Origin of the sequence: Acinetobacter sp. RW6 (assembly GCF_041956835.1) — a bacterium.
Lineage (GTDB): Bacteria > Pseudomonadota > Gammaproteobacteria > Pseudomonadales > Moraxellaceae > Acinetobacter > Acinetobacter calcoaceticus.
In genome coordinates this window covers 2,071,809-2,092,949 of record NZ_CP167121.1, presented here as the reverse complement: position 1 = coordinate 2,092,949, position 21,141 = coordinate 2,071,809, and the positions used below count along the sequence as shown (strand labels likewise).

Sequence of the window (21,141 nt, the reverse complement as noted above, 5' to 3'; positions counted from 1 at the left end):
GGTGTATCGAAAAATAGATTTAAGGGTGATACCTACAGGGAATGAAAGAATGGAAAACAATTACCAGAAATTTGAACAAAATATTGCCAATGACATTACGATCGAGGCTAAGGATGAAATGCCCGATGCCTATCGCAAAACATTGATTCGTCAAATCGGGCAACATGGCCATTCTGAAATTGTAGGTATGTTGCCTGAAGGGAACTGGATTACTCGTGCGCCAACTTTAAAACGTAAAGCAGTTTTGTTGGCGAAAGTACAAGATGAAGCGGGTCATGGTTTATATCTGTACAGCGCGGCAGAAACTTTAGGTGCTGACCGTGATGACATGATGGAAAAATTGATTAATGGGAAAATGAAATACTCATCAATCTTTAACTATCCAACTTTGACTTGGGCAGATGTTGCTGCGATTGGCTGGCTTGTCGATGGGGCAGCGATTGTGAATCAGGTTGCACTTTGCCGTACTTCATATGGGCCATATGCACGTGCAATGGTACGTATTTGTAAAGAAGAAAGTTTCCACCAACGCCAAGGTTTTGAAGCGATGATGGCTTTGGCAAACGGTACGCCAGAACAAAAACAGATGGCACAAGATGCGGTAAATCGCTATTGGTGGCCTGCACTCATGATGTTTGGCCCAAGTGATGAGCATTCTCCAAATAGCGCACAAAGTCTGGCGTGGAAAGTCAAACGCTTTGGTAATGATGAATTACGTCAAAAGTTTGTCGATAACACCGTACCGCAAGTGTTGCAGCTTGGCTTGGAAGTACCAGATCCAGATTTAAAACTTAATGAAGAAACAGGTCACTATGAGTTTGGCGAGATTGACTGGCACGAATTTAATGAAGTGATTGCTGGACGTGGACCGTGTAATCACGAGCGTATCGAAGCACGCCGTAAAGCATGGGAAAACGGCAAATGGGTTCGTGATGCGGCAGTGGTCTACGCGAAAAAACAGAAGCTTGAAGCGAACAAAGTGGCTTAACAAGATTTATGGAAAAATTTGAGGAAATCAAAATGGAAGATAAAAACAACTGGTCACTCTACGAAGTATTTGTACGTAGTAAACAAGGTTTAAGCCACCGTCATGTGGGTAGCTTAAGAGCACCAGATGATGAAATCGCACTTCAACATGCACGCGATGTTTATACACGTCGTAATGAAGGAATTAGCATTTGGGTGATTCGTTCAGAACTCATTAAGTCTTCACAGCCAGATGAAAAAGCTGAATTTTTCGATCCTGCTCTAGATAAGGTTTACCGTCATCCGACTTTTTACCATATTCCAGATGGCATTGAGCACATGTAAGGGGAATGGCAAATGAATCATTCAGTTTTATCTAAATTCTTATTACATATTGGCGATAGTCAACTGGTTTTGTCTCAGCGTTTAGCTGAGTGGTGTGGACATGCACCTGAGCTTGAAGTTGATATTGCTTTAGCAAACATCGGTTTGGACTTGTTAGGTCAGGCAAGAAACTTTCTGACTTTGGCTGGGCAATATGATGAAGCTCAGCGTGATGAAGATCAACTTGCGTATTTCCGTACAGAACGTGAGTTTCTAAACTTATTGTTATGCGAACAACCAAACGGTGATTTTGCACAAACGATTGTACGCCAGTGGTTGATAGACCATTACCATCTTCATTTATTTACTGCGTTAACACAGAGTTCGCTGCCAGAAGTAAGTGCGCTTGCTGTGAAATCTTTAAAAGAAGTGAAGTATCACATTCGTTTTTCGACTAGCTGGATGGAGCGTTTAAGTCTAAGCACAGATGAAGCTCATCAACGTGTGCAAGATGGATTAAATAATTTATGGCGCTTTACCGCTGAGTTATTTGAACTTAATGCAGACGAACAAGCATTAGTCGCACAAGGCGTGATTCCAGATTTTTCAAATGAAAAAGAACAATGGAACCAAACCATTGCAGATGAGCTTAAGCGCTTTGAATTAAATGTTGCTGTTAATGGCTCTTATCGCCGCGGTGCGAAACAAGGATTGCATACCGAGCATTTAGGTTATTTGTTGGCTGAAATGCAAAGTATTCAAAGAACTTATCCGGGCATGACCTGGTAAGACAAGGAGGTGAGCCATGCACATGATTCGTCATTGCATCGACCAATGTTGGGATGTTCTACAAACGGTAAGTGATCCTGAAATTCCGGTTTTATCGGTTGTCGATTTAGGCATGATTCGGGGTGTAGACATTAACGATCAACAAGAAATTGTAGTTCGTCTAACGCCAACATATAGCGGTTGCCCAGCAACAGATATGTTGAAAGCACAAATTGTTGAGGCATTTACCGCAGAAGCGTTGACCCCAGTCAAAGTGATGGTCGATTTATCAGAAGCATGGACCACGGACTGGATGTCTGAGGCGGGTAAAAAGAAATTGCAAGTTTATGGCATTGCGCCACCTGAAGGGTTGGCACACCAGTGCGGTACGCATGTTCATTTGATTGATGGTATCGAGTGCCCACGTTGTAAAAGCCGACATACCCGACTGTTAACAGAGTTTAGTTCTACTGCCTGTAAAGCACTTTATAAATGTCAGGACTGTCTTGAGCCTTTTGATTACTTCAAATGTATTTAAGTCTTTAGATAAGGAAATCAGCCATGAGCCAATTTGTACCATTAAAAGTAAAAAGTATTACGCCTCAAACCGATCAGGCAATTTGTATTGCATTTGATGTTGTACCTGAACAACAAGAACAATTTCAATTTCAACCGGGGCAACACTTAACCATTCGCCATTTAACCGAAGCTGGTGAAATCCGCCGTTGTTATTCAATTTGTAGCTATGCAGCAAAAGAAGACATCAGCATTGCGGTTAAAAAAATTGATCAGGGTCAATTTTCACATTGGGCAAATGACCATTTAAAAGTGGGCGATGTACTTGAAGTAATGCCACCACAAGGCGTGTTTTTTCAAAAAGCAGCAAAGGCAGGTGGGCAAAACTATTTAGGCGTTGCTGCGGGCAGTGGGATCACTCCAATTTTATCGATTGTTAAGCAAGTTTTGTTTGAACAACCTGAAGCTAAATTTACGTTGCTTTATGGCAATCGTTCATGGAAACAAACCATGTTTGCCGAGCAAATTATGGATTTGAAAGATCAGTTTAAAGAACGCTTTCAGCTCATCAATATTTTTTCTCGTGAGTTCAACGATAGTGAACTGATGAATGGTCGTATTGATGCAGAAAAGCTAAAACAGCTTTTTGATTTTGATGTGCTTGAAACGAGTTTTGACCATGTGTTTGCTTGTGGTCCAGACGAAATGATGAATGCTGTAGAAAGCACGTTACCAAACTATGGTATTGCAGCAGAGAAGATTCACACTGAACGTTTCCATACAGGACAAGCCCGTAAACGTAGTGCTGAAGCTGATGCAAACCGTAAAGAGGAAAAAGTAAACATCATTTTAGATGGTCGTGAGCTGATTGTTTCTGTGGCTCAGGATGATGAAAGTATTCTTGATGCGGCTTTACGTGCGGGTGCTGACTTGCCGTATGCCTGTAAAGGTGGGGTGTGTGCGACTTGTCGTTGTAAAGTTGTCTCTGGCGAAGTCGACATGTTCCTTAACTACAGTCTTGAAAAAGATGAAGTTGAAAAGGGCTATGTGCTGAGCTGTCAAACCTTGCCAAAGGGTTCAAATGTTCGTTTGAGTTTTGATGAATAGAGGCCGCCATGCAAGAGTTGATTAAAGCCAGCACAGCAGCTGACGGTGTTTTGTTATTAACACTAAACCGTCCAGAAAAAAGAAATGCTTTAAACAATGCAACATTGCAATGTTTATGCGAGTTGCTCGAAGAAGCTGAACATAATGCTCAAGTCAAAGCGGTGGTTTTAACGGGTAACGCTCAATGTTTTGCGGCTGGGGCAGATCTTAGCGAGTTGGCTGCTATGGACGCTGTCACTTTGCAACTCGATATTCGTCCGAAGCTTTGGCAAAAAATTGATGCTTTTAGTAAGCCGCTCATTACCGCCGTCAATGGCTATGCCTTAGGCGCTGGGTTTGAGTTGGTTTTGCATTCAGATATGGTGATTTGTGGTGAAAATGCCCGTTTTGCTTTACCTGAAATTGGTCTTGGCATGTTGCCGGGTGCAGGCGGAACACAGCGTTTGGCGCGCTTGGTTGGGCAACAACTCACCATGCGCTGGGCCATGACAGGTGAGATGATTTCGGCAAAACAAGCAGAGCAACATGCTATTTGCAGTCAGGTTGTACCGACTGAATTAACCGTTGAATATGCTATTCAACTTGCAGCCAAAATTGCGAAACAAGCGCCTTTAGCGATTCGCGTGATTAAACAGTCAATTAAAAGTATTCATGAAACGACTTTAAGTCAGGGACTCAAGTTTGAACGTCAAAACTTTGTCTGGCTGGCGGCTACAAAAGATCGAAACGAAGGGATTAATGCTTTTTTTGAGAAAAGAAAGCCAGTGTTTAGAGGTGAGTGATGGACTATCAAAATATTATTGCTGAAGAAAAAAATGGTGTTGGCTACCTGACATTTAACCGCCCAAAAGCACTGAATAGCTTTAACGTCGACATGCACCGTGAAGTGGCTGAGGTTTTAAACCTGTGGACTAAAAATCCAGATGTTCGCTGTGTTGTGATTAGTGGCGAAGGCCGAGGCTTTTGCGCAGGTCAAGATTTAGGCGATCGTGTAGTAGACCCAAATGCTGAAGCTCCAGATTTAGGATATTCCATTGAAACTTACTATAACCCGCTCATTAAAACGATTGTAAATATGCCAAAGCCTGTCATTTGCGCGGTAAATGGTGTGGCAGCAGGTGCAGGAGCAAATATTGCACTGGCGTGTGATTTGGTGATTGCAGCTAAATCGGCAAACTTTGTACAAGCATTTTGCCGCTTAGGTTTGGTTCCAGACTCTGCGGGTACATGGTTTTTACCACGCGCCATAGGCCATGCGCGAGCTATGGGGCTGACTCTGTTAGGCGACAAGCTACCAGCAGAAACAGCAAAAGAATGGGGCATGATTTGGGATGTGGTTGAGGACGCCGAGCTTAAAACAAAAGTCACGGAACTCGCGGAACGTTTAGCGAAACAGCCTACATTTGGTCTATCTCTTATTAAAAAAGCCATTCATCAATCAAGCAATAACACTTTCGATGAGCAAGTGCTGTTAGAGCGTGATTTACAACGTATTGCTGGACGCTCGGAAGATTATCGTGAAGGTGTGCAAGCCTTTATGAATAAACGTGAACCAAATTTTAAAGGGCGCTAAGGATGACAGATTTAGACTTATCCCACGCCCGAATTGCCGTCATTGGTTCTGGCACCATGGGCATCGGCATTGCCCAGTTAGCGATCGTCAATGGGCACTCGACCGTTTTATATGATCTGGATGCTCAAAAAGCACAACAAGCGGTTGAAGGCTTGGTACAGACTTTTAAAAAGCTAGTCGAAAAGAACAAATTAACGCTACAGCAAGCTGATGAAGCCTTAGCGCGTTTAACTGTGGTGAATCAAGTTGAAGCGCTACGTGATGCTGACTTGGTCATTGAAGCGGTCGTTGAGAAAAAAGAAGTTAAACAGTCTTTATTTAAACAACTCGCTGAAATTTGTAGTGCGCAAACCATTTTTGCAAGCAATACCTCATCAATTTCAGTCACTGCAATTTCGGCTGGCATTGCTCATCCTGAACGTGTGGTCGGTTTACACTTTTTTAACCCTGCGCCAGTCATGAAACTGGTTGAAATTGTGCAAGGTTTAAAAACCCCAAACAGCTTATGTTTGGCTTTAAAAAACTTGATGCTCGGCTGGAAAAAAATCCCAGTACTCACCAAGTCGACTCCCGGTTTTATTGTGAACCGAATTGCACGTCCGTTTTATGCTGAAGGCTTTAGAGCACTGCAAGAACAAGTCACTAGCTACGACCAGCTAGACTATGCCTTAAAGCAATGTGGCGGTTTTGCGATGGGGCCGTGTGAACTTACCGACCTCATTGGGCAAGATGTTAACTTTTCAGTGACGCAAAGCGTTTATCAAGAATTTTTTTACGAGCCACGCTACCGCCCAAGCCTGATTCAAAAAGAATTAGTCGATGCTGGCGCTTGGGGGCGTAAGTCAAAACAGGGCTTTTATACTTATAACGAAAAAAATCAGTACGAGACATTTCAGCCTAAAGCTGTGATTGCCAAACCAGTCGATGCACATATTCAGCTCAAAGGTGCTTGGTCTCAGCTACCTGCTTTTTTAACGCGTTTAGGTTTAAAAAGCGGATCTGCAAGTGACGACAATATCCTTCAAATTGATGATATTGACTTGCGTTTAAGCCAAGGTGAGTCAGCCAATATTCATTACCTAAGCCGTAAAGTGGTTTTAATGGATTGGCATCATGATTTTGAACAGGCGCAGACTTTAGTACTCAGTCATAACGAACTATGTGAAGCAAGTGACCTCGCTAAAGTTGAAGCTTACTTTGCGCAATTTGGCATGAGCGTCATGTGGATTAAAGACCATCCGGCACTGTTAACCCTACGTACCATCGCTTTACTCATTAATGAAGCATGCGAAGCAAGTTTACATGGTGTTGCGAGTCTGGAAGATATTGATAATGCTATGAAATATGGAGTGAATTATCCTAAAGGTCCTTACCAATGGTTGACACAAATGGGCGGCGCTTATGTGCTCCAAACTTTAAATAACTTATATGCACTGTATGGAGAGGAAAAATATCGCGCGAGTATCTATCTCAAGCAATATGTAGCGAAAACTCAAAACATTGCTACTGAATATTCACGTGATATGACCGAATTTGCATAATCAGGAGTCAACATGGAAGACGTTTTAATTTGCGATTTTATTCGTACCCCAATTGGACGATATGCAGGTGCCTTAAGTGCTGTGCGTGCAGATGATTTAGCTGCATTGCCCATCAAATATTTAAAAGATAAACACCCGAACTTGCCGTGGAATACGGTAGATGAAGTGTTTTTAGGATGTGCTAACCAAGCAGGTGAAGACAACCGTAACGTTGCACGTATGGCAACACTCTTGGCAGGCTTACCTGATGCAGTACCAGCCATGACCGTCAATCGTTTATGTGCCTCTGGCTTAGATGCGGTAGGACTTGCTGCACGCTCAATTAAAGCAGGTGAAGCGCAGTTTGTATTGGCAGGTGGTGTTGAGTCAATGAGCCGTGCGCCATTTGTACAAGCTAAACCAACCGAAGCCTTTAGCCGTACACCTGAAATTTATGACACAACCATTGGCTGGCGCTTTGTAAATAAGCAACTCAAAGCGCAATACGGCACCGACAGCATGCCGGAAACTGCTGAAAATGTAGCTGAAAAATATCAGATTAGTCGTGAAGACCAAGATGCTTTTGCATTGCGTAGCCAACAAAAAACGGCTGCTGCCCAACAAAACGGTTTTTTTACTGACGAGATTTTGCCTGTCGAGATTGTAGACCGTAAGAAAAATGTGAACGTTATTAACCGCGATGAACATCCGCGTGAAACGACACTTGAAGCACTCGCTAAACTTAAAGCACCTTTTAGAAAAGAAGGTGGGTCAGTGACTGCCGGAAATGCCTCTGGTGTAAATGACGGTGCCGCGTGTGTGTTAATTACCAACCGTGAATTTGCAGATACACATGGTTTAAAACCTTTAGCACGCGTGATTGGCATTGCAAGTGCAGGGGTTGAACCCAAGTATATGGGTATAGGTCCTGTTCCGGCGGTACAGAAAATTTTAAAGCAGACAGGTTTAACGCTAGATCAGATGGATGTGATTGAACTGAATGAAGCATTCGCAGCCCAATCTTTGGCTTGTATGCGCGAACTCGGTCTAAAAGATGATGATCAACGCGTTAATCCAAACGGTGGTGCAATTGCGTTAGGCCATCCGTTAGGTATGAGTGGTACACGGTTAGTGATTACTGCAACACGTGAGCTAAAAAAACGAGGTGGACGCTATGCACTTTGCACGATGTGCGTGGGTGTTGGACAAGGCGTTGCACTGATTTTGGAAAATTTAAATTAATTCAGACGGTTTTTAAAATTACATAATGAGGAGAGAGGCGATGGACAGCCTTACAACGGATAATGTTGAACAATTAACACTTGCAGAGCTTAGAGAGCTGCAAACTAAACGGTTAAAACAAACCCTGACTTTTGTTTATGAAAATAGTCCGGTCTATAAGAAAAAGTTCGATGAAGCAGGTGTACATCCTGACGACTTCGTCACTTTAGACGATCTGGCAAAATTCCCATTTACCACCAAACAGGATTTAAGAGACAACTATCCGTTTGGAATGTTTGCCGTACCGCAAGAGCAAATTGTGCGTTTACACGCATCATCGGGCACAACGGGTAAACCGACAGTAGTGGGTTATACCCAAAAAGATATTAACACTTGGTCAGACATTGTTGCGCGTTGCTTACGCATGGCAGGTTTAACTGCTAAAGATATGATTCAGGTTGCTTATGGCTATGGACTCTTTACCGGTGGTCTAGGTGCCCATTATGGCGCTGAGCGTTTAGGTGCAACTGTTATTCCAATGTCTGGCGGGCAAACTGAAAAGCAAGTTCAGCTCATTCAAGACTTTAAACCTACTGCAATTATGGTTACGCCATCGTATTGCGTCAGTATTATTGAAAAGCTGGAACAACAATTTGGTACTGCACGTAATACGTCTTTAAAAGTTGGTATTTTTGGTGCCGAGCCGTGGACCAATGAACTACGTCGTGAAATTGAAGAACGCTTAAATATTAAAGCACTCGATATTTATGGCTTGTCTGAGGTGATGGGTCCGGGCGTTGCGATGCAGTGCTTAGGTGAGGGTGAAGGGCTAACCATTTGGGAAGATCATTTCTACCCAGAAATTATTAACCCTGAAACGGGTGAAGTCTGTAAAGATGGCGAACTTGGTGAGTTAGTCTTTACGACCATTACCAAAGAAGGCTTGCCGATTATTCGTTACCGTACCCGCGATTTGACCCGTTTACTGGCGGGAGAAAATCTGGCAATGCGTAAAATGGATAAAATTGTGGGCCGTAGTGACGACATGCTGATTATTCGCGGCGTGAACGTTTTCCCGACTCAAATTGAAGAGCAAATTTTGCAAGTTCCGAATTTAGTTCCAAATTATGAAATTTTGGTGACTAAAAAAGGACATATGGATACTTTGCATATTCGTACAGAGATGTGTCATAACTGTACTATACAGGCCAATCAACTTGCTCAGGAGTTGATGAAACGCATTAAAACCATGATTGGGATTAGCGTTACTGTAGAAGTTGTTACAGAAGCGACCTTACCTCGTTCGGAAGGTAAGGCAAAGCGGGTAATCGATATGCGTCAGATTGCTTAACATCAAGATCATTCAGGGTATAGAATCTATACCCTGAAACTAAACGCCAAGACATGAGTATGAGTGCAAAAATACAGCAAATAATTGATTCTGTTGTAAAGAATGAAACCTTAAGTGGAACTTCGCTTATTTCGACAATTTTTGGAGATTCAGTACTTCATCGGGGTGGAAACATTAGTCTTGCAAGCCTGATTCAGTTATTAGAGCTATTTGGTTTTAATGACCGCGCTGTAAGAACCTCTGTTTTTCGTTTAGTTAAAAATGATTGGTTATGTTCAGACAAAATCGGCAGAACCAGTTTTTATCGAATTACCGATTCGAGCCGTTCGACCTATTTGCAAGCCGAGCAACGCATTTATAACGACCAGATGAAAGAGTGGGACCATTATTGGGATCTTATTCTGATGTCTAGCCTCGACACTGAAAATAAAGCGTTGTTAAAGAAAGAACTCGAATGGTTGGGGTTTGCCAATATTTCAACCAACTTAATGGCGTATCCGGGCTGTAACCGTATTGAACTGCAACGGTTGTTGGTTGACTTAAATATGAGTGAGCAAGTGGTGGTGTTTAAAGCCGAAACCTTGCAGCTCTTTAATAATTCGGTCGATACCATTGGACGTATGCTCAGAACCAACTGGCCAATCGATGAATTACGTCAAAGATATTTACAGTTTCTCGATATTTTTAGAGAAATTGGCGTGCTGCTGATGCAGGAAAATGAACAACTCGAACCAGTTCAGGCCTTTCAAATTCGAACTTTGCTGATTCATTATTATCGACGGATTTTATTGAAAGACCCTGCATTGCCGCTTGAGTTGTTGCCGACTGACTGGCCTGCGATTAGTGCACGAACTTTATCAATGAACATTTATAAAAAAGTATTTGAACCTGCGGATGAATACTTCTTGTCTGTTGCCGCAACAGCAGAAGGACCAATGCCAAATGCCACAGCACACTATTGGCGCCGTTTCGGAGGTTTGGTTGCGACAAATGAGAGGTTAAATCATGCCTTGTTATAGTATTGACGGTGTTATTCCGGTGGTCAGCCCAGACGCTTTTGTACATCCAACCGCTGTTTTAATTGGTGATGTCATTATTGAAGCGGGTGTCTATGTGGGGCCATTTGCTTCATTGCGTGCCGATTTTGGTCGTATTCATATTAAACAAAATGCCAACGTGCAAGATAATTGCACCGTACATGGTTTTCCGCAAAGCGTGACGTTAGTTGAGGAAATGGGGCACATTGGGCATGGTGCAATTTTGCATGGCTGCCGTATTGGAAAAAATGTTTTGGTCGGCATGAACAGCGTAATTTTGGACTATGCAGAAATTGGTGAAAACACCATTATTGGTGCAAATAGTCTGGTTAAAACCAAAGATATTATTCCGGCAAATGTATTGGCAATGGGTAGTCCTGCCAAGGTGGCACGTGATTTATCAGAACAAGAAAAAAAGTGGAAAACCAGAGGCACGCAAGAATACATTGAGCTTGCACAGCGATGCTTAAACTCAATGCAAGAAGTTCAGCCTTTAAGCTCAGAGCTAGATGATCGCCTGACCTATAAGGACTTTAATTCTTCAAACTATCAGATTAAACAAGATAGTGTTTAACGACGATTCATAAGTCGATTTCAATACACATGAGTTCATAAAACTTAAGGAATACTCGCACGAGTAGGGAGACGTTTGTGCAAAAAATGGAAACCACTGCGGTTGATCAATTCGCAGAGCTATTGGGTGTTCAAGTGCTGCATCGCAGTTTTGATGAAGCGCGTTGCCAGCTTAATGTGAAAGACGAACACATGAATGCTTTGGGCGGCGTGCATGGTGGTGTCATATTTTCTTTAGCCGATATTGCTTTTGCGATGGCTTGTAATGCAGGGGATGCGCCATATACTGGCCTACAGGCTGATATTCGCTATATGAGCGGTGCGAAAGATAAGGTGTTATTTGCAACGGCAACCAAAGTTGGAAGTAGTAAAAAATTCGCGCATTATGAAGTGGTGATAACAGACGGTTTAAATAATAAAGTCGCTTTATTTACTTCTACGTGTTACAGGCTCGCACCATAACATGCGGTTATGAGGCTTATTTCTTTCTCCGTTTTTCTAAGTATTTCGAAAATTGAAAAGTTTATATTTTAGAATTTTGCTTTCAAGCCCCATGACATCAATTGTCTAAAAGCAGGAATGGGTGAACCACTTTGATTGATTCATTCAAGATCAAGTTGATTATCATCTTTAGTAATTTTAATTTTTAACTTTTTATATTTGCGTTTATTTGGATCAATTGCAGAATTTATGACCTCATCTGAGAAAGAGGAGCATAACATCAATTTTGCGTATGCTCGGTAACCTATCAAAATTCTGCGTAGCGGATAGTCCGTTCTTGTAGAGTAATATTCGATACGCGAGTTAAGCTCTTGTAGTAGGGTCTGTTCGGCCATTCGAATAATTTTCTGTAAGTGGTGCATTGCAGCATATAGAGATTTAGCTAATCAAAGAAGGGTTATTTAGGAATGATGTGAAATTTGGAAAATTAAACACTGATATTGCTTATTAAAATATTCTAGACATACAATTTATTTTTTATTACCTGTAAGTTTAAACAGATACGCTAAAATCATAATGTCCTGATAAATAATGAAAAAATTACCGGTAACAACTCTTTTTCGAGCAACTGGTCTATGTGTGTTATAGTCAAATTCGATTAATAATTGGTATTAAAATGGATATTTGTATTGGCGGCATACTTGATGGTCAAAAAAGAAAGGATGATCAAACTCATTTCAAAGTAGACAACCATTATTCTGATCATGGTTCTCAATATAATAAAGAGTATTTTCATTTAGATGGACAACTTCATTCATTTTGGGTAAGTGAAGAGCTTGGCTTGTATGAGGCACAAAAAAGAGTTGAATTAATACTAAATACGAGATTTTTAGTTACCTAAATTAAAATAATTTATTTATAAGAAATAATATGAAAGAAGTCCAATATTGGACTTCTTTCATATTAGTTAAATCTTTTTATTTATTTTTTTCTTCATTATTTTTAATTGGTGAAGAATCTTCTGATTCAGATGGCTGCGCAGGTTTTTCAACTTTATCCTCATTTGGTTTTGGGTCGGAGTCATTCTGGTTTTGAGTTGCTTTTTTTGAAAAGTCTTTGAAGTCAGACATTTTAAACTTCTTAATAAGAGTAGTGAAGCTTAATCGTATACCTTTAACTGAGTTACATTGCGGTAGTTATAGGCGTGGTATGTAGAGATATGTTCCTTTCTATATTTTAATATCGAAATAATTTTTAAAAGATATCTTGTGTATTGATTTGAATGGGGAAATTTAAATTAATGGTGGGAATCAATTAATACTTTAAATTTATTTTATTTATGGTGTTAATAAAAATGTAATATTCATGTCTACATTAAAGAGTGTGGGAGTTTTATGGTGTTGTTTTTATAGGTTAAATTTTTATTTGAGAAGTGAAAGTAAAGTTAATAAAATTTAAAATAATAAAAAATATAGAGGTTTAAAATATTTATTTGGTGGGTGGATTTAAAATATCTATATTATTTTGATAATAAACAACGGTATTACATTCAGATACACTTGCGTTGTATCTATATAAAGATAAAGGGCCTATGTTAACTAAGTGTTAGATAATCATCTGCACAACATTAAATAGGAGAGACTCTAATGTCTCAGGACCAAGTTAAAAGCGATCAAGACAAATCAAAAGAGCAACAACAGCAACAACAAGATGGTAAAGAGTTTGAGCCTAAAACTCCTGATCAAAATGATGTAGAAAAATTGAATGAAAATGATAAAAATGAGAAAAAATCATAATATAGATAATTATATTTTTTCTTAAAAAATTGGTTGGTAGAAAGAATAAATATTCTTTTTGCCAATTTATAAAATTAAGAGGAATATTTTTAATATGTATTTTATTATCATAGTTTTTATTTTATTTATTTTTGCTTATATTTTATTTAAAGTTTTTTCTAAAGTTAACCTTGAGCTTCCCGAAAGCACCCTAAAAATAGCTGGTAAAATATTTACAGAGAATAAAAACTTTTTTGAACATGAAATAATTGTAATTTTATACCAAGAAGAATTGATAACTTTAGTTGGTAACCAAAATGGTGGCAGATTTAAGGTCTTTAAAAATGCTGTAATATGCCTAGAAAAAGAAACAAATAAAATCGCAGTATATATAGATACTTTAAGAGTAGGGTATCTTAATAAAATAAACTCTTCTAGTTTTGTTAATTTTTTAAAAATAAAAGGTTTTAGTGAGAGAGATGCTTTTGAAGTTGATGCAGTTATAATGAGTGAAGAATCAACTCAATGGAGCGTGAAGCTAGACATACCATACGATATGGAAAAGTTTAGGTTTGATAAATATTAAACTCCAATAAATATTGGGTTGATGTTTTTATAAGATATATTTTGGTACATATTTTTTAGTATTGGAAATAAAAAAAGATCATAATTAATTGTAATGATAATAAAAAGGAGAAAAGATATGGAACTGAGAGCAGTAAAAATGCATAAAATGTTTAGAGATTTTCATGAGGAAAAGGCGCTTGGCTATATAGGAGAATATGATGAAAAACATGATCTTGTAGCCATATATAATATTTTAAAAGAAAAAATGCAAAAAATAGAAGGAACCTATCAATGGATTCTACCTTCATCAGGTGAAGTGTTTTTTGTTGAGGAAGATCCACTCTATACTCGTTAACTAATTTTACCCTCTAAAGAAAACGATAATTTATAAATAAAAAGTCCTCTAATGAGGACTTTTCTTATATTTCACTCAAGGTATCTTTAACGATTCTAAAAGCAGGTGACATCAATCTACGACTGGTATAAAACAAATAAAAAGGAGGCAAGGTAACCGCGTGTTGTTCTAATAGACTTACTAACTTTTTCTCTTCTAAAGCAGGTTTCACCAAAGAGTAGGGTAAATAGGCTATTGCACAACTATCGAGTACAGCATCGGAATATAAGACCAATAAGTAGTCATTAGTGAAGGTGCTTCTGTACAAAAGAATAGAAAAAACAGCAAGCATCACTTACTGAAGTGTAATTTTAATCTGGTTAATATGTATATAACATAGCTAAAAAATCACAAGGATATCAGCTAATGAAGTTTCTAAAAATTCTAAGTTTTAGTGCTATTTTTACGTTATCCGCACATAGTTATGCAACTGTCAGTGGGGGACAAAAGATTGAAGTATTGGGTTATCTGGAAAAAGAGAAAAAACTTTATGTATTAAGACATTATGAAGATGGTCGAGGACGTCTACCACAACTATATTATTATCTATTAAATAGTAAATCGCCTGATAAACTTATTGAAGTTAAATCTCTCTATATCAATCCAAAAACTCATAAAATTGATTATGATCAAGATAGTACAGCGTTTAATAAGGCTCTAAATAAAATTAAAAAGAATTTAACCCCTTTGCTAGTAAGTAAGAGTAAGACTGTAAAAATTCAAACATTAAAAACTCATCAGAATCAAGTATCGGCTTGGTTCGACCCTTCAGGAAAGATCACCCAATATAAAACAGAATATGTTGTAAAATCGCCGTCTTTAAAAAGTAAGACCCATGTTGCTGTTCATTACACCAAAGCAATAAAAATTTCCCAAAATTATAGCGTACCTAAACAAAATAAGAGGTTGGTTGTCGTTAAATATCTGGGGGTTCCAGAGGAAACTGGTTATGATATTGAAGATCCTGTTTTACTACTCCCTATGAAAAAATAAATTTAAGAGTAAATTATTTTCTTGGTTCAAATCGGCAATATACACAGCACCTGTGTATATTCCGCTTAAAACATATTCTCACTAGGCTGTTTTATTTACTCGTTTATAAACCCCAATTTAACAATAACTCACTCATTATTTATTCTTACTTTTTAATGATCTAATTTAAAACAAATGTCATTTTGTGTGCTTATTTTTCTTATTTTTTGTAGAACATTGATTATATTTAATAGCTAAATTTACTTATACTTAATTGTTTTTTAAAAATTAAAAGGTTTAAAGTGGTTTTTGTATCTGTAAAAGAAATAGCTGATAAAGCGCAGAACTTTAGTGTCCATGAACAAATGATTATAGGGATTAATTATTGTTTAGGAATAAATGGATATGAACAAGACATTAACGAGGGGCGAGCATGGTTGTGGATAGCAGCTACATACTATCGGTCTTTTATTGCTCAGTATAATTGGGCTTTAACATGGACAAGTACACCTTGTTATAAAATTGAAGAAGATATTTCTTTAGAAGAATTACAAATATTGGCAGAGGAAAATAATTTGGCAGCAATCTACATGCTAGGTGTTCATTTTAGAGAACCAGATCCTTTGTTAGCAATTGAATACTATCAAAAGGCGGCAAAAGAAAATTTTTATCCAGCAATAAATAATTTAGCTGACATATATGAAAATGGCTCTGGTGTTGAACAGAACATTAATAAAGCTATTGAACTTTATAATATTGCCGCTGAACAAGGTATTGCAGCTGCGGAGTGGAGTTTAGGAGTACTTTATTTTAATGGAGAACTTGTAGATCAAAACATTCCATTAGCTCAATATTGGTTACAAAAAGCAGAAGCAAATGGATGGTTTCCAGCTCAGGATCTTTTGACTTCTATCGATGATAATTATCAAAAAATTTAATTCTATAAATTAAGAATACTTTTTATTTGGGTATTTCGCTTAGTACTTGGTAAGTTGAAAGCAAAACTTATCAGGTACTAAACTTATAGCCAAAATGATTAAGACATACTTTAATTCCGTTAAGTGAGTAGTCCGTACAGCCTTTATGAATGCACTTGTTTTCTGAAAAGCCTTCATGAGCTAAAACAACTAAAAATTGCTTAATACTGTTTATTCGATTTTGACTTAAACTTTGGTTCACATCTGAAAGTTTAATTCCAAAAATAGGTGCTGTTGGTGTATCTGGATAGCATTCAAAATACCATGGTTGCTGACATTCAGAACAGATATAGTAAAACACACTATAGTCAAATTTTGGTTGAGCTTCTTCACATGGGGCATCTTCAATGATGTAGTAAGGAAACTTATTTTTCATTTCATAGTTATTGCTAAAAATATTTGAAAAGCTGTCAGGGCATACAAAAAAATCACCAACATTTTGACATTCGCACATAGGTTTTATTCTTTAACGTTTTACTAAAATACTAAATGTAGCTTATATGAAATTTATCAGTTTAATAAGTAAAAACCTGAGTGTTTCTAATTGGTTGATAAAACAAGTTGTATCTAAACTGCCGCATTAAATCTTTCGAAAGTGGTTGAGGTTGCTGTATTTGCATCATCAAAAGCTGTAAAAACTGTCCATGGCTAAACACAGCCAAATTCTTTTGGACATAATTTTCACTCAATGCCTTTAACTTCTCATGAAAAGCCTGAACCCGAACATATAAATCCTCAAAAGACTCGGCATCAAAGGCATCTTTATGCTGATAATCCATTTTATCCCAATATGCGTTTACCCAAGCCTTACGGTCATCCATATTAGTATTGGCACACTTGCGTTCAGACAAATAGCTAAACTCATGCAAATGCTCATCTACTTCAAAAGTGAGATTATATTTTTCCAGTAGTGGGGCGGCGGTTTGATGTGTGCGTAAATATTGAGACACAATCACATGATCAATCTTCGGGAGCTTTAAACAGAGTGCTTGAGCTTGCTTATGCCCATTTTCACTTAAAGCAATTGAAGCATGCGAAAGGGTTTTTCCATTAATATTGGCTTCACTTTCAGCATGTCTGATCAGAAAAATACTCATATTAATTCCGTTGAACTCTTTGGAGCGGTGGAGCTAATCCCAACTCCAAAGAGTTTTTGCTATTAACTATAAGTTCCCCAATTTCTCTTAATATGCCAAGAATTTGGTTTGAAATTCCAATTAATAATATTTGAAGGCTCAAACTTTTCATCTAATATTTTTATATCAATAACTTGTTCATCGATAAGAGATAAAATATGTGGTCCACTGTCGCTATCATAATCCCATAAGTGATAACGATCTGCTGTATCTTTTTTAATTTTACTACCCGGTCCTATATCGAATGGAGCACATAAGCGAGTTAAAGGGCTTTTATCTTCTTTAGAAAAAAAGGTAACTTTTAATTTGCTTTTAGTGTGAATAGCCTCAGTGAATATTTCTTTAAATTTCATTTATTGCTCATATAAAGTTGCTATCTAACTTATTTATAGGTGATTTTTTTTATTCAATGGTTAGATTGAAATTTTATTAATTATTTAAAAATTAATTTTATATTGTTTATCCAATCTACAAAAAACCTCAATTGGGCTATTTTTTACCCTATTTATAAACCCCAATTTAACAATAACTCACTCATTATTTATTCTTACTTTTTAATGATCTAATTTAAAACAAATGTCATTTTGTGTGCTTGACTGCAAAAGGGTTGGACACTATCCTTTGCCTGCTGGCCACATTGCCAGTCGGTTTTAGCAGACCGTTCCGAAAAGCATTAAAAGAGCAATCTTTTAGTGACGAACCCTCGTGCCCCCTCTGCGGCGGAACGGGAGGGGGACACCTTCGGGTGTGCTGGGTTTTTTCGGCCAGTCTGCTAACCCCCTTTCGTTCTGCCACCATAATTTTAATGTTTTGGCAGAACTCCCAATAAAAAAGGAGTTGGCTTTGCACATCCATTATTTCTTGGCTCTCAATGCCAAAAGCTATAACGACACAACTTAAAAATTTAAAGCAGCTTGAACGCCCTAAGGTTTTCAGGCTTTAAGTCATTACGGCTCAAAAAACTTATTTGAACAACAAAACTTGAGATGTGCCACGCACAGTCTTTACGGCTTTGCTATGCCTTTTTTCTCCCAAAAAAGTATCTCATTTAGAAACAACAAGAATTTATAACGGTAAAACTATGCCAAATTTAGTACTTTCTACACGTGCCTTACAAGTCGTTAATAAGGCGATTTATTTATTTCATCATCGCGGGTTTCATACTGTTGGGGTCGATAGAATTGTGCAAGAGTGTGAAATTCCCAAAGCGACTTTTTATAACTACTTTCACTCTAAGGAACGGTTTGTTGAAATCTGTTTGATTGTGCAAAAAGAACGGCTAAAAGAAAGAGTGGTTTCAATTGCTGAATACGGTCTTGAGGCGCGTGAGATGGATAAACTCAAGAAACTGTATTTTTTACATACTGATTTGGAGGGGCTGTACTATCTATTATTTAAAGCAATTTTTGAAACGAAACATACCTATCCAAAAGCCTATCAAGTCGCCATTAAATATAGAACATGGCTCATCAATGAAATTTATAGCCAGCTTATAAAACTAAAAACCGATGTGACTTTTCAGGACGCCAAACTATTTTTATATATGATTGAAGGGGCCATTATTCAGCTTTTAAGCTCAGATGGGGCAATTGATCGGGAAAAGGTGCTGGATCGTTTTTTGGTGGGGTTGAATAAGGTGTAGGGAATATCGAAGTAATCTTCTTCTGTGATCTTCAAGAATAGTTATATTAGAAATTAAATAACTGTCATGTCAGTCATTTGCTAATATCGGTTTCGACTTGTTTATATCCAATAGAAAACTGAATGAATTTAACGAGATCATCTTCGAGATCTAATAATTCAGTAAACTTGTTTTGACAAATATAGCGAAAAATAATTTCATAAGCGCCGCCAATAGCTGCATCATAAAATAAATCAGGGACACTTACCCATTGTTCGGGGTGATTCATTTTAATGACGTTATGTATAGATTTCAGTCTTTTTCCTAACTCTGCGAAAAACAAATTACGTTGTTCTAGACAGCGACTTCCCGCATTTGGGAACTCGATTGCCCAAGCCTTGGTGAAGTCTTGTTCGCTATTACATAGTTGTAAATAGGCGCGGACAGAGGATCTAATCCATTGATCTGCATGAATACCTTCAAGTTTAATATCAGAGAGAACTTGCTCAAATAAAGCTTTTCTACCTAAATCATCCGCTGCTAGAAAACAGTCTTCTTTATTTTCAAATATTTCATAAAAGGCCTGCTTCGATACTCGTGCTCTTTTTACGATGTCTGTAATGGTTGTGGCAGCAAACCCTTTTTCTGCAAATGCACTGATGGCTGCTTTAACCAAACGTCGGCGCTGCTTTTCACGTGTTTCTTCGGTTAACAGGCTAGTACGACCTCTGGGTAAGCCCGCTGCTTGAGTATCGTAAGCGCCAGAGAGTTTTTCCACACTAATTCTTCTAAAATTTGAAATCTTGCTAAAACTATCACTAACCGCTTTTTGGCTCAAGAATGTTTTTTTAAAACATTGAGCCCTTGAAATAAATATATGAATTTCAATTGGATGAAAAATAACTATTGACTAGAAATATAAAGCAATCTACAAAAGAACTAATTGGTACTTTTGTAATTGGAATAATTATGTCTACGCTTGAAGCCATTAAACCTAAACCTTCTTCCATAGCACATCGTTTGAAAGCATCTTTTCCAGTCAGACGATTAAGTTTTGATTTCACCAGTTCAAAGCGCTATTGGTTTGATAATGATGCTTATTTCACACATTTGATGAATGCAATGTCAGCTATTTTTCCCCAAGGAGAATTAATGTTGATTGAGGCTTTGAGAAATATTCGGGACAAAATTGATGATCCTGCGCTTCAAGCAGAGATAAGTGCTTTTATTGGACAAGAAGCGATGCATGCTAAAGAGCATTTGGCATTTAACCATTATGCAGATGAACAGCAAATCAATATCAATGAGCTACAGAATGAAGTTAAAGCCTTGTATGCCCTAATGCAAAAAATATTACCAACTATGCATATCATGTCGGTTGGTTGTGCAATTGAACATATCACTGCCACCTTAGGTGCCGAACTCTTGCGTAATGATCAGTGGAATCATCGCTTAGTAGGTCCAGTTGCTGAGTTATGGCTATGGCATGCAGTTGAAGAAAACGAACATAAAGCGGTATTTTTTGATGCTTATGTCGCATCAGGCGGGGGATATTTGTCACGTATTTTTTATATGACATTTGCAGGAAGCATTTTACTTTTCTTAATTGCAAATAACACACGAAGATTACTCAAAGCAGATCAAGTACTTTCTTTAAATGGCATCGCTAAATTTTTTAAAAAAGGAGTAGGTAATCAAGGATTACTGACACTACAAACCGTTAAAGATTTTTTAGATTATTACCGACCTGATTTTCATCCTTTTGACCACGATACCAAAACGTTAGAAAACCTTTGGCAAAAGCGTTTAGACCTCAAAATTTAAATTTTTAGAACAGGACCTGAAATGAAACCAACCTTAAGTGCTGATGTAAATAATATTCAAGCGCAATCTGAAGAAATTGTTGAACGATTTCTAAACGCACTAGTGGAACAAGATCATGTCACGATCAGTGAATTGCTCCATCCCGACATCCTTTATACCAATGTTTCTTTACCGACATTTAAAGGTGGAAAAAGGGTTGCTGGTCTAATAAAGCTTGCGCTTAGTGGCACAAGAAAATTACAAGTTAAAAATCATCAAATTGTTGCTAAAGGGAACGTGGTCCTCACTGAGCGTACCGATATTGTGAATATTGGACCATTTCATGCTGGATTTTGGGTATGCGGTACATTTAAAGTTGAAAATGGAAAAATAATTTTGTGGCGTGATTACTTTGATTGGTTAAATGTGAGCAAGGGACTCATCAGAGGATTTCTCGGGATAGGAATAACCAGTTTACGTCCAACAATTTAGATTAAAC

At 38.0% G+C, this 21,141-nt stretch carries 29 protein-coding genes; 22 read left to right on the top strand and 7 right to left on the bottom strand.

All coding sequences use genetic code 11. The features are described 5' to 3' along the window. Positions 1–49: 49 nt before the first annotated feature. The 13 genes from paaA (at position 50) to ACB088_RS09890 (ending at position 11,418) form a co-directional block, all read left to right on the top strand. The gene (gene paaA / locus ACB088_RS09950; RefSeq protein WP_092705336.1) at positions 50–988 is read left to right on the top strand and encodes a 1,2-phenylacetyl-CoA epoxidase subunit PaaA; all 939 of its coding nucleotides are present in this window, start codon (positions 50–52) and stop codon (positions 986–988) included. A 32-nt stretch (positions 989–1,020) separates the two neighbouring features. After that, on the top strand, positions 1,021–1,311 hold the full coding sequence (gene paaB, locus ACB088_RS09945; protein WP_004642197.1) for a 1,2-phenylacetyl-CoA epoxidase subunit PaaB: 291 nt from the start codon (positions 1,021–1,023) through the stop codon (positions 1,309–1,311). 12 nt (positions 1,312–1,323) lie between these two features. Beyond that, positions 1,324–2,079: a 1,2-phenylacetyl-CoA epoxidase subunit PaaC gene (paaC, locus tag ACB088_RS09940; protein WP_375036846.1), complete on the top strand. Its 756-nt coding sequence runs from the start codon at positions 1,324–1,326 to the stop codon at positions 2,077–2,079. 16 nt (positions 2,080–2,095) lie between these two features. Then, on the top strand, positions 2,096–2,596 hold the full coding sequence (gene paaD, locus ACB088_RS09935; protein ID WP_005047944.1) for a 1,2-phenylacetyl-CoA epoxidase subunit PaaD: 501 nt from the start codon (positions 2,096–2,098) through the stop codon (positions 2,594–2,596). Between the two features lie 23 nt (positions 2,597–2,619). Beyond that, positions 2,620–3,681 carry a 1,2-phenylacetyl-CoA epoxidase subunit PaaE gene (gene paaE, locus ACB088_RS09930; protein ID WP_375036845.1) on the top strand — a complete coding sequence of 354 codons (1,062 nt, stop codon included), beginning with the start codon at positions 2,620–2,622 and terminating at the stop codon, positions 3,679–3,681. An 8-nt stretch (positions 3,682–3,689) separates the two neighbouring features. Beyond that, a complete protein-coding gene (locus ACB088_RS09925; protein ID WP_375036844.1) occupies positions 3,690–4,463 on the top strand; it encodes an enoyl-CoA hydratase-related protein in 774 nt (257 codons plus the stop codon). After that, positions 4,463–5,254: a 2-(1,2-epoxy-1,2-dihydrophenyl)acetyl-CoA isomerase PaaG gene (gene paaG / locus ACB088_RS09920; RefSeq protein ID WP_375036843.1), complete on the top strand. Its 792-nt coding sequence runs from the start codon at positions 4,463–4,465 to the stop codon at positions 5,252–5,254. Before ACB088_RS09925 ends, paaG begins: the two co-directional genes overlap by 1 nt. Positions 5,255–5,256: 2 nt before the next feature. Further along, positions 5,257–6,795 carry a 3-hydroxyacyl-CoA dehydrogenase gene (locus ACB088_RS09915; RefSeq protein ID WP_375036842.1) on the top strand — a complete coding sequence of 513 codons (1,539 nt, stop codon included), beginning with the start codon at positions 5,257–5,259 and terminating at the stop codon, positions 6,793–6,795. A 12-nt stretch (positions 6,796–6,807) separates the two neighbouring features. Further along, on the top strand, positions 6,808–8,016 hold the full coding sequence (gene pcaF, locus ACB088_RS09910; RefSeq protein ID WP_375036841.1) for a 3-oxoadipyl-CoA thiolase: 1,209 nt from the start codon (positions 6,808–6,810) through the stop codon (positions 8,014–8,016). Positions 8,017–8,056: 40 nt separating this feature from the next. Continuing rightward, entirely contained in the window at positions 8,057–9,346 is a 1,290-nt protein-coding gene (paaK, locus tag ACB088_RS09905; RefSeq protein ID WP_202743826.1) for a phenylacetate--CoA ligase PaaK, read from the top strand. A 53-nt stretch (positions 9,347–9,399) separates the two neighbouring features. Continuing rightward, positions 9,400–10,365 carry a phenylacetic acid degradation operon negative regulatory protein PaaX gene (paaX, locus tag ACB088_RS09900; RefSeq protein ID WP_000062822.1) on the top strand — a complete coding sequence of 322 codons (966 nt, stop codon included), beginning with the start codon at positions 9,400–9,402 and terminating at the stop codon, positions 10,363–10,365. Continuing rightward, a complete protein-coding gene (locus tag ACB088_RS09895) occupies positions 10,352–10,957 on the top strand; it encodes a gamma carbonic anhydrase family protein (RefSeq protein WP_375036840.1) in 606 nt (201 codons plus the stop codon). The genes paaX and ACB088_RS09895 overlap by 14 nt, the downstream gene beginning before the upstream one ends. A 77-nt stretch (positions 10,958–11,034) precedes the next feature. Then, entirely contained in the window at positions 11,035–11,418 is a 384-nt protein-coding gene (locus tag ACB088_RS09890) for a PaaI family thioesterase (protein WP_375036839.1), read from the top strand. A 140-nt stretch (positions 11,419–11,558) separates the two neighbouring features. On the opposite strand, the gene ACB088_RS09885 is transcribed toward ACB088_RS09890, so the two are convergent. After that, a complete protein-coding gene (locus ACB088_RS09885; RefSeq protein WP_199990904.1) occupies positions 11,559–11,792 on the bottom strand; it encodes a hypothetical protein in 234 nt (77 codons plus the stop codon). A 281-nt stretch (positions 11,793–12,073) separates the two neighbouring features. Between ACB088_RS09885 and ACB088_RS09880 the strand changes: the two genes are divergently transcribed. Next, entirely contained in the window at positions 12,074–12,298 is a 225-nt protein-coding gene (locus ACB088_RS09880) for a hypothetical protein (protein ID WP_092705347.1), read from the top strand. Between the two features lie 76 nt (positions 12,299–12,374). On the opposite strand, the gene ACB088_RS09875 is transcribed toward ACB088_RS09880, so the two are convergent. Then, a complete protein-coding gene (locus ACB088_RS09875; RefSeq protein ID WP_003650910.1) occupies positions 12,375–12,527 on the bottom strand; it encodes a hypothetical protein in 153 nt (50 codons plus the stop codon). Positions 12,528–13,043: 516 nt separating this feature from the next. Here ACB088_RS09875 and ACB088_RS09870 point away from each other — a divergent pair. The 3 genes from ACB088_RS09870 (at position 13,044) to ACB088_RS09860 (ending at position 14,094) form a co-directional block, all read left to right on the top strand. Continuing rightward, a complete protein-coding gene (locus ACB088_RS09870; protein WP_133746411.1) occupies positions 13,044–13,193 on the top strand; it encodes a hypothetical protein in 150 nt (49 codons plus the stop codon). 94 nt (positions 13,194–13,287) lie between these two features. Beyond that, entirely contained in the window at positions 13,288–13,758 is a 471-nt protein-coding gene (locus tag ACB088_RS09865) for a hypothetical protein (protein ID WP_375036838.1), read from the top strand. A gap of 147 nt (positions 13,759–13,905) precedes the next feature. Then, on the top strand, positions 13,906–14,094 hold the full coding sequence (locus ACB088_RS09860) for a hypothetical protein (RefSeq protein ID WP_133746695.1): 189 nt from the start codon (positions 13,906–13,908) through the stop codon (positions 14,092–14,094). A 64-nt stretch (positions 14,095–14,158) separates the two neighbouring features. Here ACB088_RS09860 and ACB088_RS09855 read toward each other — a convergent pair whose 3' ends face one another. After that, positions 14,159–14,425, bottom strand: coding sequence for a LysR substrate-binding domain-containing protein (locus ACB088_RS09855; protein WP_375036837.1), 267 nt, complete (start codon positions 14,423–14,425; stop codon positions 14,159–14,161). A 74-nt stretch (positions 14,426–14,499) separates the two neighbouring features. Between ACB088_RS09855 and ACB088_RS09850 the strand changes: the two genes are divergently transcribed. Next, a complete protein-coding gene (locus ACB088_RS09850; RefSeq protein WP_199990899.1) occupies positions 14,500–15,126 on the top strand; it encodes a hypothetical protein in 627 nt (208 codons plus the stop codon). Between the two features lie 281 nt (positions 15,127–15,407). Continuing rightward, positions 15,408–16,043 carry a tetratricopeptide repeat protein gene (locus tag ACB088_RS09845; protein WP_375036836.1) on the top strand — a complete coding sequence of 212 codons (636 nt, stop codon included), beginning with the start codon at positions 15,408–15,410 and terminating at the stop codon, positions 16,041–16,043. 70 nt (positions 16,044–16,113) lie between these two features. Here the strand turns inward: ACB088_RS09845 and ACB088_RS09840 are convergent, their stop codons facing one another. From ACB088_RS09840 to ACB088_RS09830, 3 genes are all read right to left on the bottom strand, one after another. After that, positions 16,114–16,536, bottom strand: a complete 423-nt coding sequence (locus tag ACB088_RS09840; protein WP_375036835.1) for a hypothetical protein — start codon at positions 16,534–16,536, stop codon at positions 16,114–16,116. 61 nt (positions 16,537–16,597) lie between these two features. Then, a complete protein-coding gene (locus ACB088_RS09835; RefSeq protein WP_375036834.1) occupies positions 16,598–17,179 on the bottom strand; it encodes a histidine phosphatase family protein in 582 nt (193 codons plus the stop codon). Between the two features lie 62 nt (positions 17,180–17,241). Further along, positions 17,242–17,571: a hypothetical protein gene (locus ACB088_RS09830; RefSeq protein ID WP_375036833.1), complete on the bottom strand. Its 330-nt coding sequence runs from the start codon at positions 17,569–17,571 to the stop codon at positions 17,242–17,244. A gap of 728 nt (positions 17,572–18,299) precedes the next feature. Between ACB088_RS09830 and ACB088_RS09825 the strand changes: the two genes are divergently transcribed. Next, positions 18,300–18,860 carry a TetR/AcrR family transcriptional regulator gene (locus ACB088_RS09825; protein WP_375036832.1) on the top strand — a complete coding sequence of 187 codons (561 nt, stop codon included), beginning with the start codon at positions 18,300–18,302 and terminating at the stop codon, positions 18,858–18,860. Positions 18,861–18,933: 73 nt separating this feature from the next. Here ACB088_RS09825 and ACB088_RS09820 read toward each other — a convergent pair whose 3' ends face one another. Further along, positions 18,934–19,617 (bottom strand): TetR/AcrR family transcriptional regulator, encoded by a 684-nt coding sequence (locus tag ACB088_RS09820; RefSeq protein ID WP_092705352.1) that lies wholly within the window; start codon positions 19,615–19,617, stop codon positions 18,934–18,936. 191 nt (positions 19,618–19,808) lie between these two features. Here ACB088_RS09820 and ACB088_RS09815 point away from each other — a divergent pair, with 191 nt between their 5' ends. Continuing rightward, the gene (locus ACB088_RS09815) at positions 19,809–20,663 is read left to right on the top strand and encodes a metal-dependent hydrolase (RefSeq protein ID WP_375036831.1); all 855 of its coding nucleotides are present in this window, start codon (positions 19,809–19,811) and stop codon (positions 20,661–20,663) included. Positions 20,664–20,684: 21 nt separating this feature from the next. Then, positions 20,685–21,134: a limonene-1,2-epoxide hydrolase family protein gene (locus ACB088_RS09810; protein WP_375036830.1), complete on the top strand. Its 450-nt coding sequence runs from the start codon at positions 20,685–20,687 to the stop codon at positions 21,132–21,134. Positions 21,135–21,141: the final 7 nt, after the last annotated feature.

What these genes read in the sequence shown, in the direction of transcription:
- ACB088_RS09915 (WP_375036842.1), top strand. Translation starts at nt 5,257, where the DNA reads ATGACAGATTTAGACTTATCCCACGCCCGAATTGCCGTCATTGGTTCT.
- ACB088_RS09885 (WP_199990904.1), bottom strand. Translation starts at nt 11,792, where the DNA reads ATGGCCGAACAGACCCTACTACAAGAGCTTAACTCGCGTATCGAATAT.
- paaG (WP_375036843.1), top strand. Translation starts at nt 4,463, where the DNA reads ATGGACTATCAAAATATTATTGCTGAAGAAAAAAATGGTGTTGGCTAC.
- paaE (WP_375036845.1), top strand. Translation starts at nt 2,620, where the DNA reads ATGAGCCAATTTGTACCATTAAAAGTAAAAAGTATTACGCCTCAAACC.
- paaC (WP_375036846.1), top strand. Translation starts at nt 1,324, where the DNA reads ATGAATCATTCAGTTTTATCTAAATTCTTATTACATATTGGCGATAGT.
- paaB (WP_004642197.1), top strand. Translation starts at nt 1,021, where the DNA reads ATGGAAGATAAAAACAACTGGTCACTCTACGAAGTATTTGTACGTAGT.
- ACB088_RS09835 (WP_375036834.1), bottom strand. Translation starts at nt 17,179, where the DNA reads ATGAGTATTTTTCTGATCAGACATGCTGAAAGTGAAGCCAATATTAAT.
- paaD (WP_005047944.1), top strand. Translation starts at nt 2,096, where the DNA reads ATGCACATGATTCGTCATTGCATCGACCAATGTTGGGATGTTCTACAA.
- paaK (WP_202743826.1), top strand. Translation starts at nt 8,057, where the DNA reads ATGGACAGCCTTACAACGGATAATGTTGAACAATTAACACTTGCAGAG.
- ACB088_RS09865 (WP_375036838.1), top strand. Translation starts at nt 13,288, where the DNA reads ATGTATTTTATTATCATAGTTTTTATTTTATTTATTTTTGCTTATATT.
- ACB088_RS09875 (WP_003650910.1), bottom strand. Translation starts at nt 12,527, where the DNA reads ATGTCTGACTTCAAAGACTTTTCAAAAAAAGCAACTCAAAACCAGAAT.
- ACB088_RS09840 (WP_375036835.1), bottom strand. Translation starts at nt 16,536, where the DNA reads ATGTGCGAATGTCAAAATGTTGGTGATTTTTTTGTATGCCCTGACAGC.
- ACB088_RS09850 (WP_199990899.1), top strand. Translation starts at nt 14,500, where the DNA reads ATGAAGTTTCTAAAAATTCTAAGTTTTAGTGCTATTTTTACGTTATCC.
- ACB088_RS09860 (WP_133746695.1), top strand. Translation starts at nt 13,906, where the DNA reads ATGTTTAGAGATTTTCATGAGGAAAAGGCGCTTGGCTATATAGGAGAA.
- ACB088_RS09855 (WP_375036837.1), bottom strand. Translation starts at nt 14,425, where the DNA reads ATGCTTGCTGTTTTTTCTATTCTTTTGTACAGAAGCACCTTCACTAAT.
- pcaF (WP_375036841.1), top strand. Translation starts at nt 6,808, where the DNA reads ATGGAAGACGTTTTAATTTGCGATTTTATTCGTACCCCAATTGGACGA.
- ACB088_RS09815 (WP_375036831.1), top strand. Translation starts at nt 19,809, where the DNA reads ATGTCTACGCTTGAAGCCATTAAACCTAAACCTTCTTCCATAGCACAT.
- paaX (WP_000062822.1), top strand. Translation starts at nt 9,400, where the DNA reads ATGAGTATGAGTGCAAAAATACAGCAAATAATTGATTCTGTTGTAAAG.
- paaA (WP_092705336.1), top strand. Translation starts at nt 50, where the DNA reads ATGGAAAACAATTACCAGAAATTTGAACAAAATATTGCCAATGACATT.
- ACB088_RS09925 (WP_375036844.1), top strand. Translation starts at nt 3,690, where the DNA reads ATGCAAGAGTTGATTAAAGCCAGCACAGCAGCTGACGGTGTTTTGTTA.
- ACB088_RS09880 (WP_092705347.1), top strand. Translation starts at nt 12,074, where the DNA reads ATGGATATTTGTATTGGCGGCATACTTGATGGTCAAAAAAGAAAGGAT.
- ACB088_RS09895 (WP_375036840.1), top strand. Translation starts at nt 10,352, where the DNA reads ATGCCTTGTTATAGTATTGACGGTGTTATTCCGGTGGTCAGCCCAGAC.
- ACB088_RS09830 (WP_375036833.1), bottom strand. Translation starts at nt 17,571, where the DNA reads ATGAAATTTAAAGAAATATTCACTGAGGCTATTCACACTAAAAGCAAA.
- ACB088_RS09810 (WP_375036830.1), top strand. Translation starts at nt 20,685, where the DNA reads ATGAAACCAACCTTAAGTGCTGATGTAAATAATATTCAAGCGCAATCT.
- ACB088_RS09870 (WP_133746411.1), top strand. Translation starts at nt 13,044, where the DNA reads ATGTCTCAGGACCAAGTTAAAAGCGATCAAGACAAATCAAAAGAGCAA.
- ACB088_RS09825 (WP_375036832.1), top strand. Translation starts at nt 18,300, where the DNA reads ATGCCAAATTTAGTACTTTCTACACGTGCCTTACAAGTCGTTAATAAG.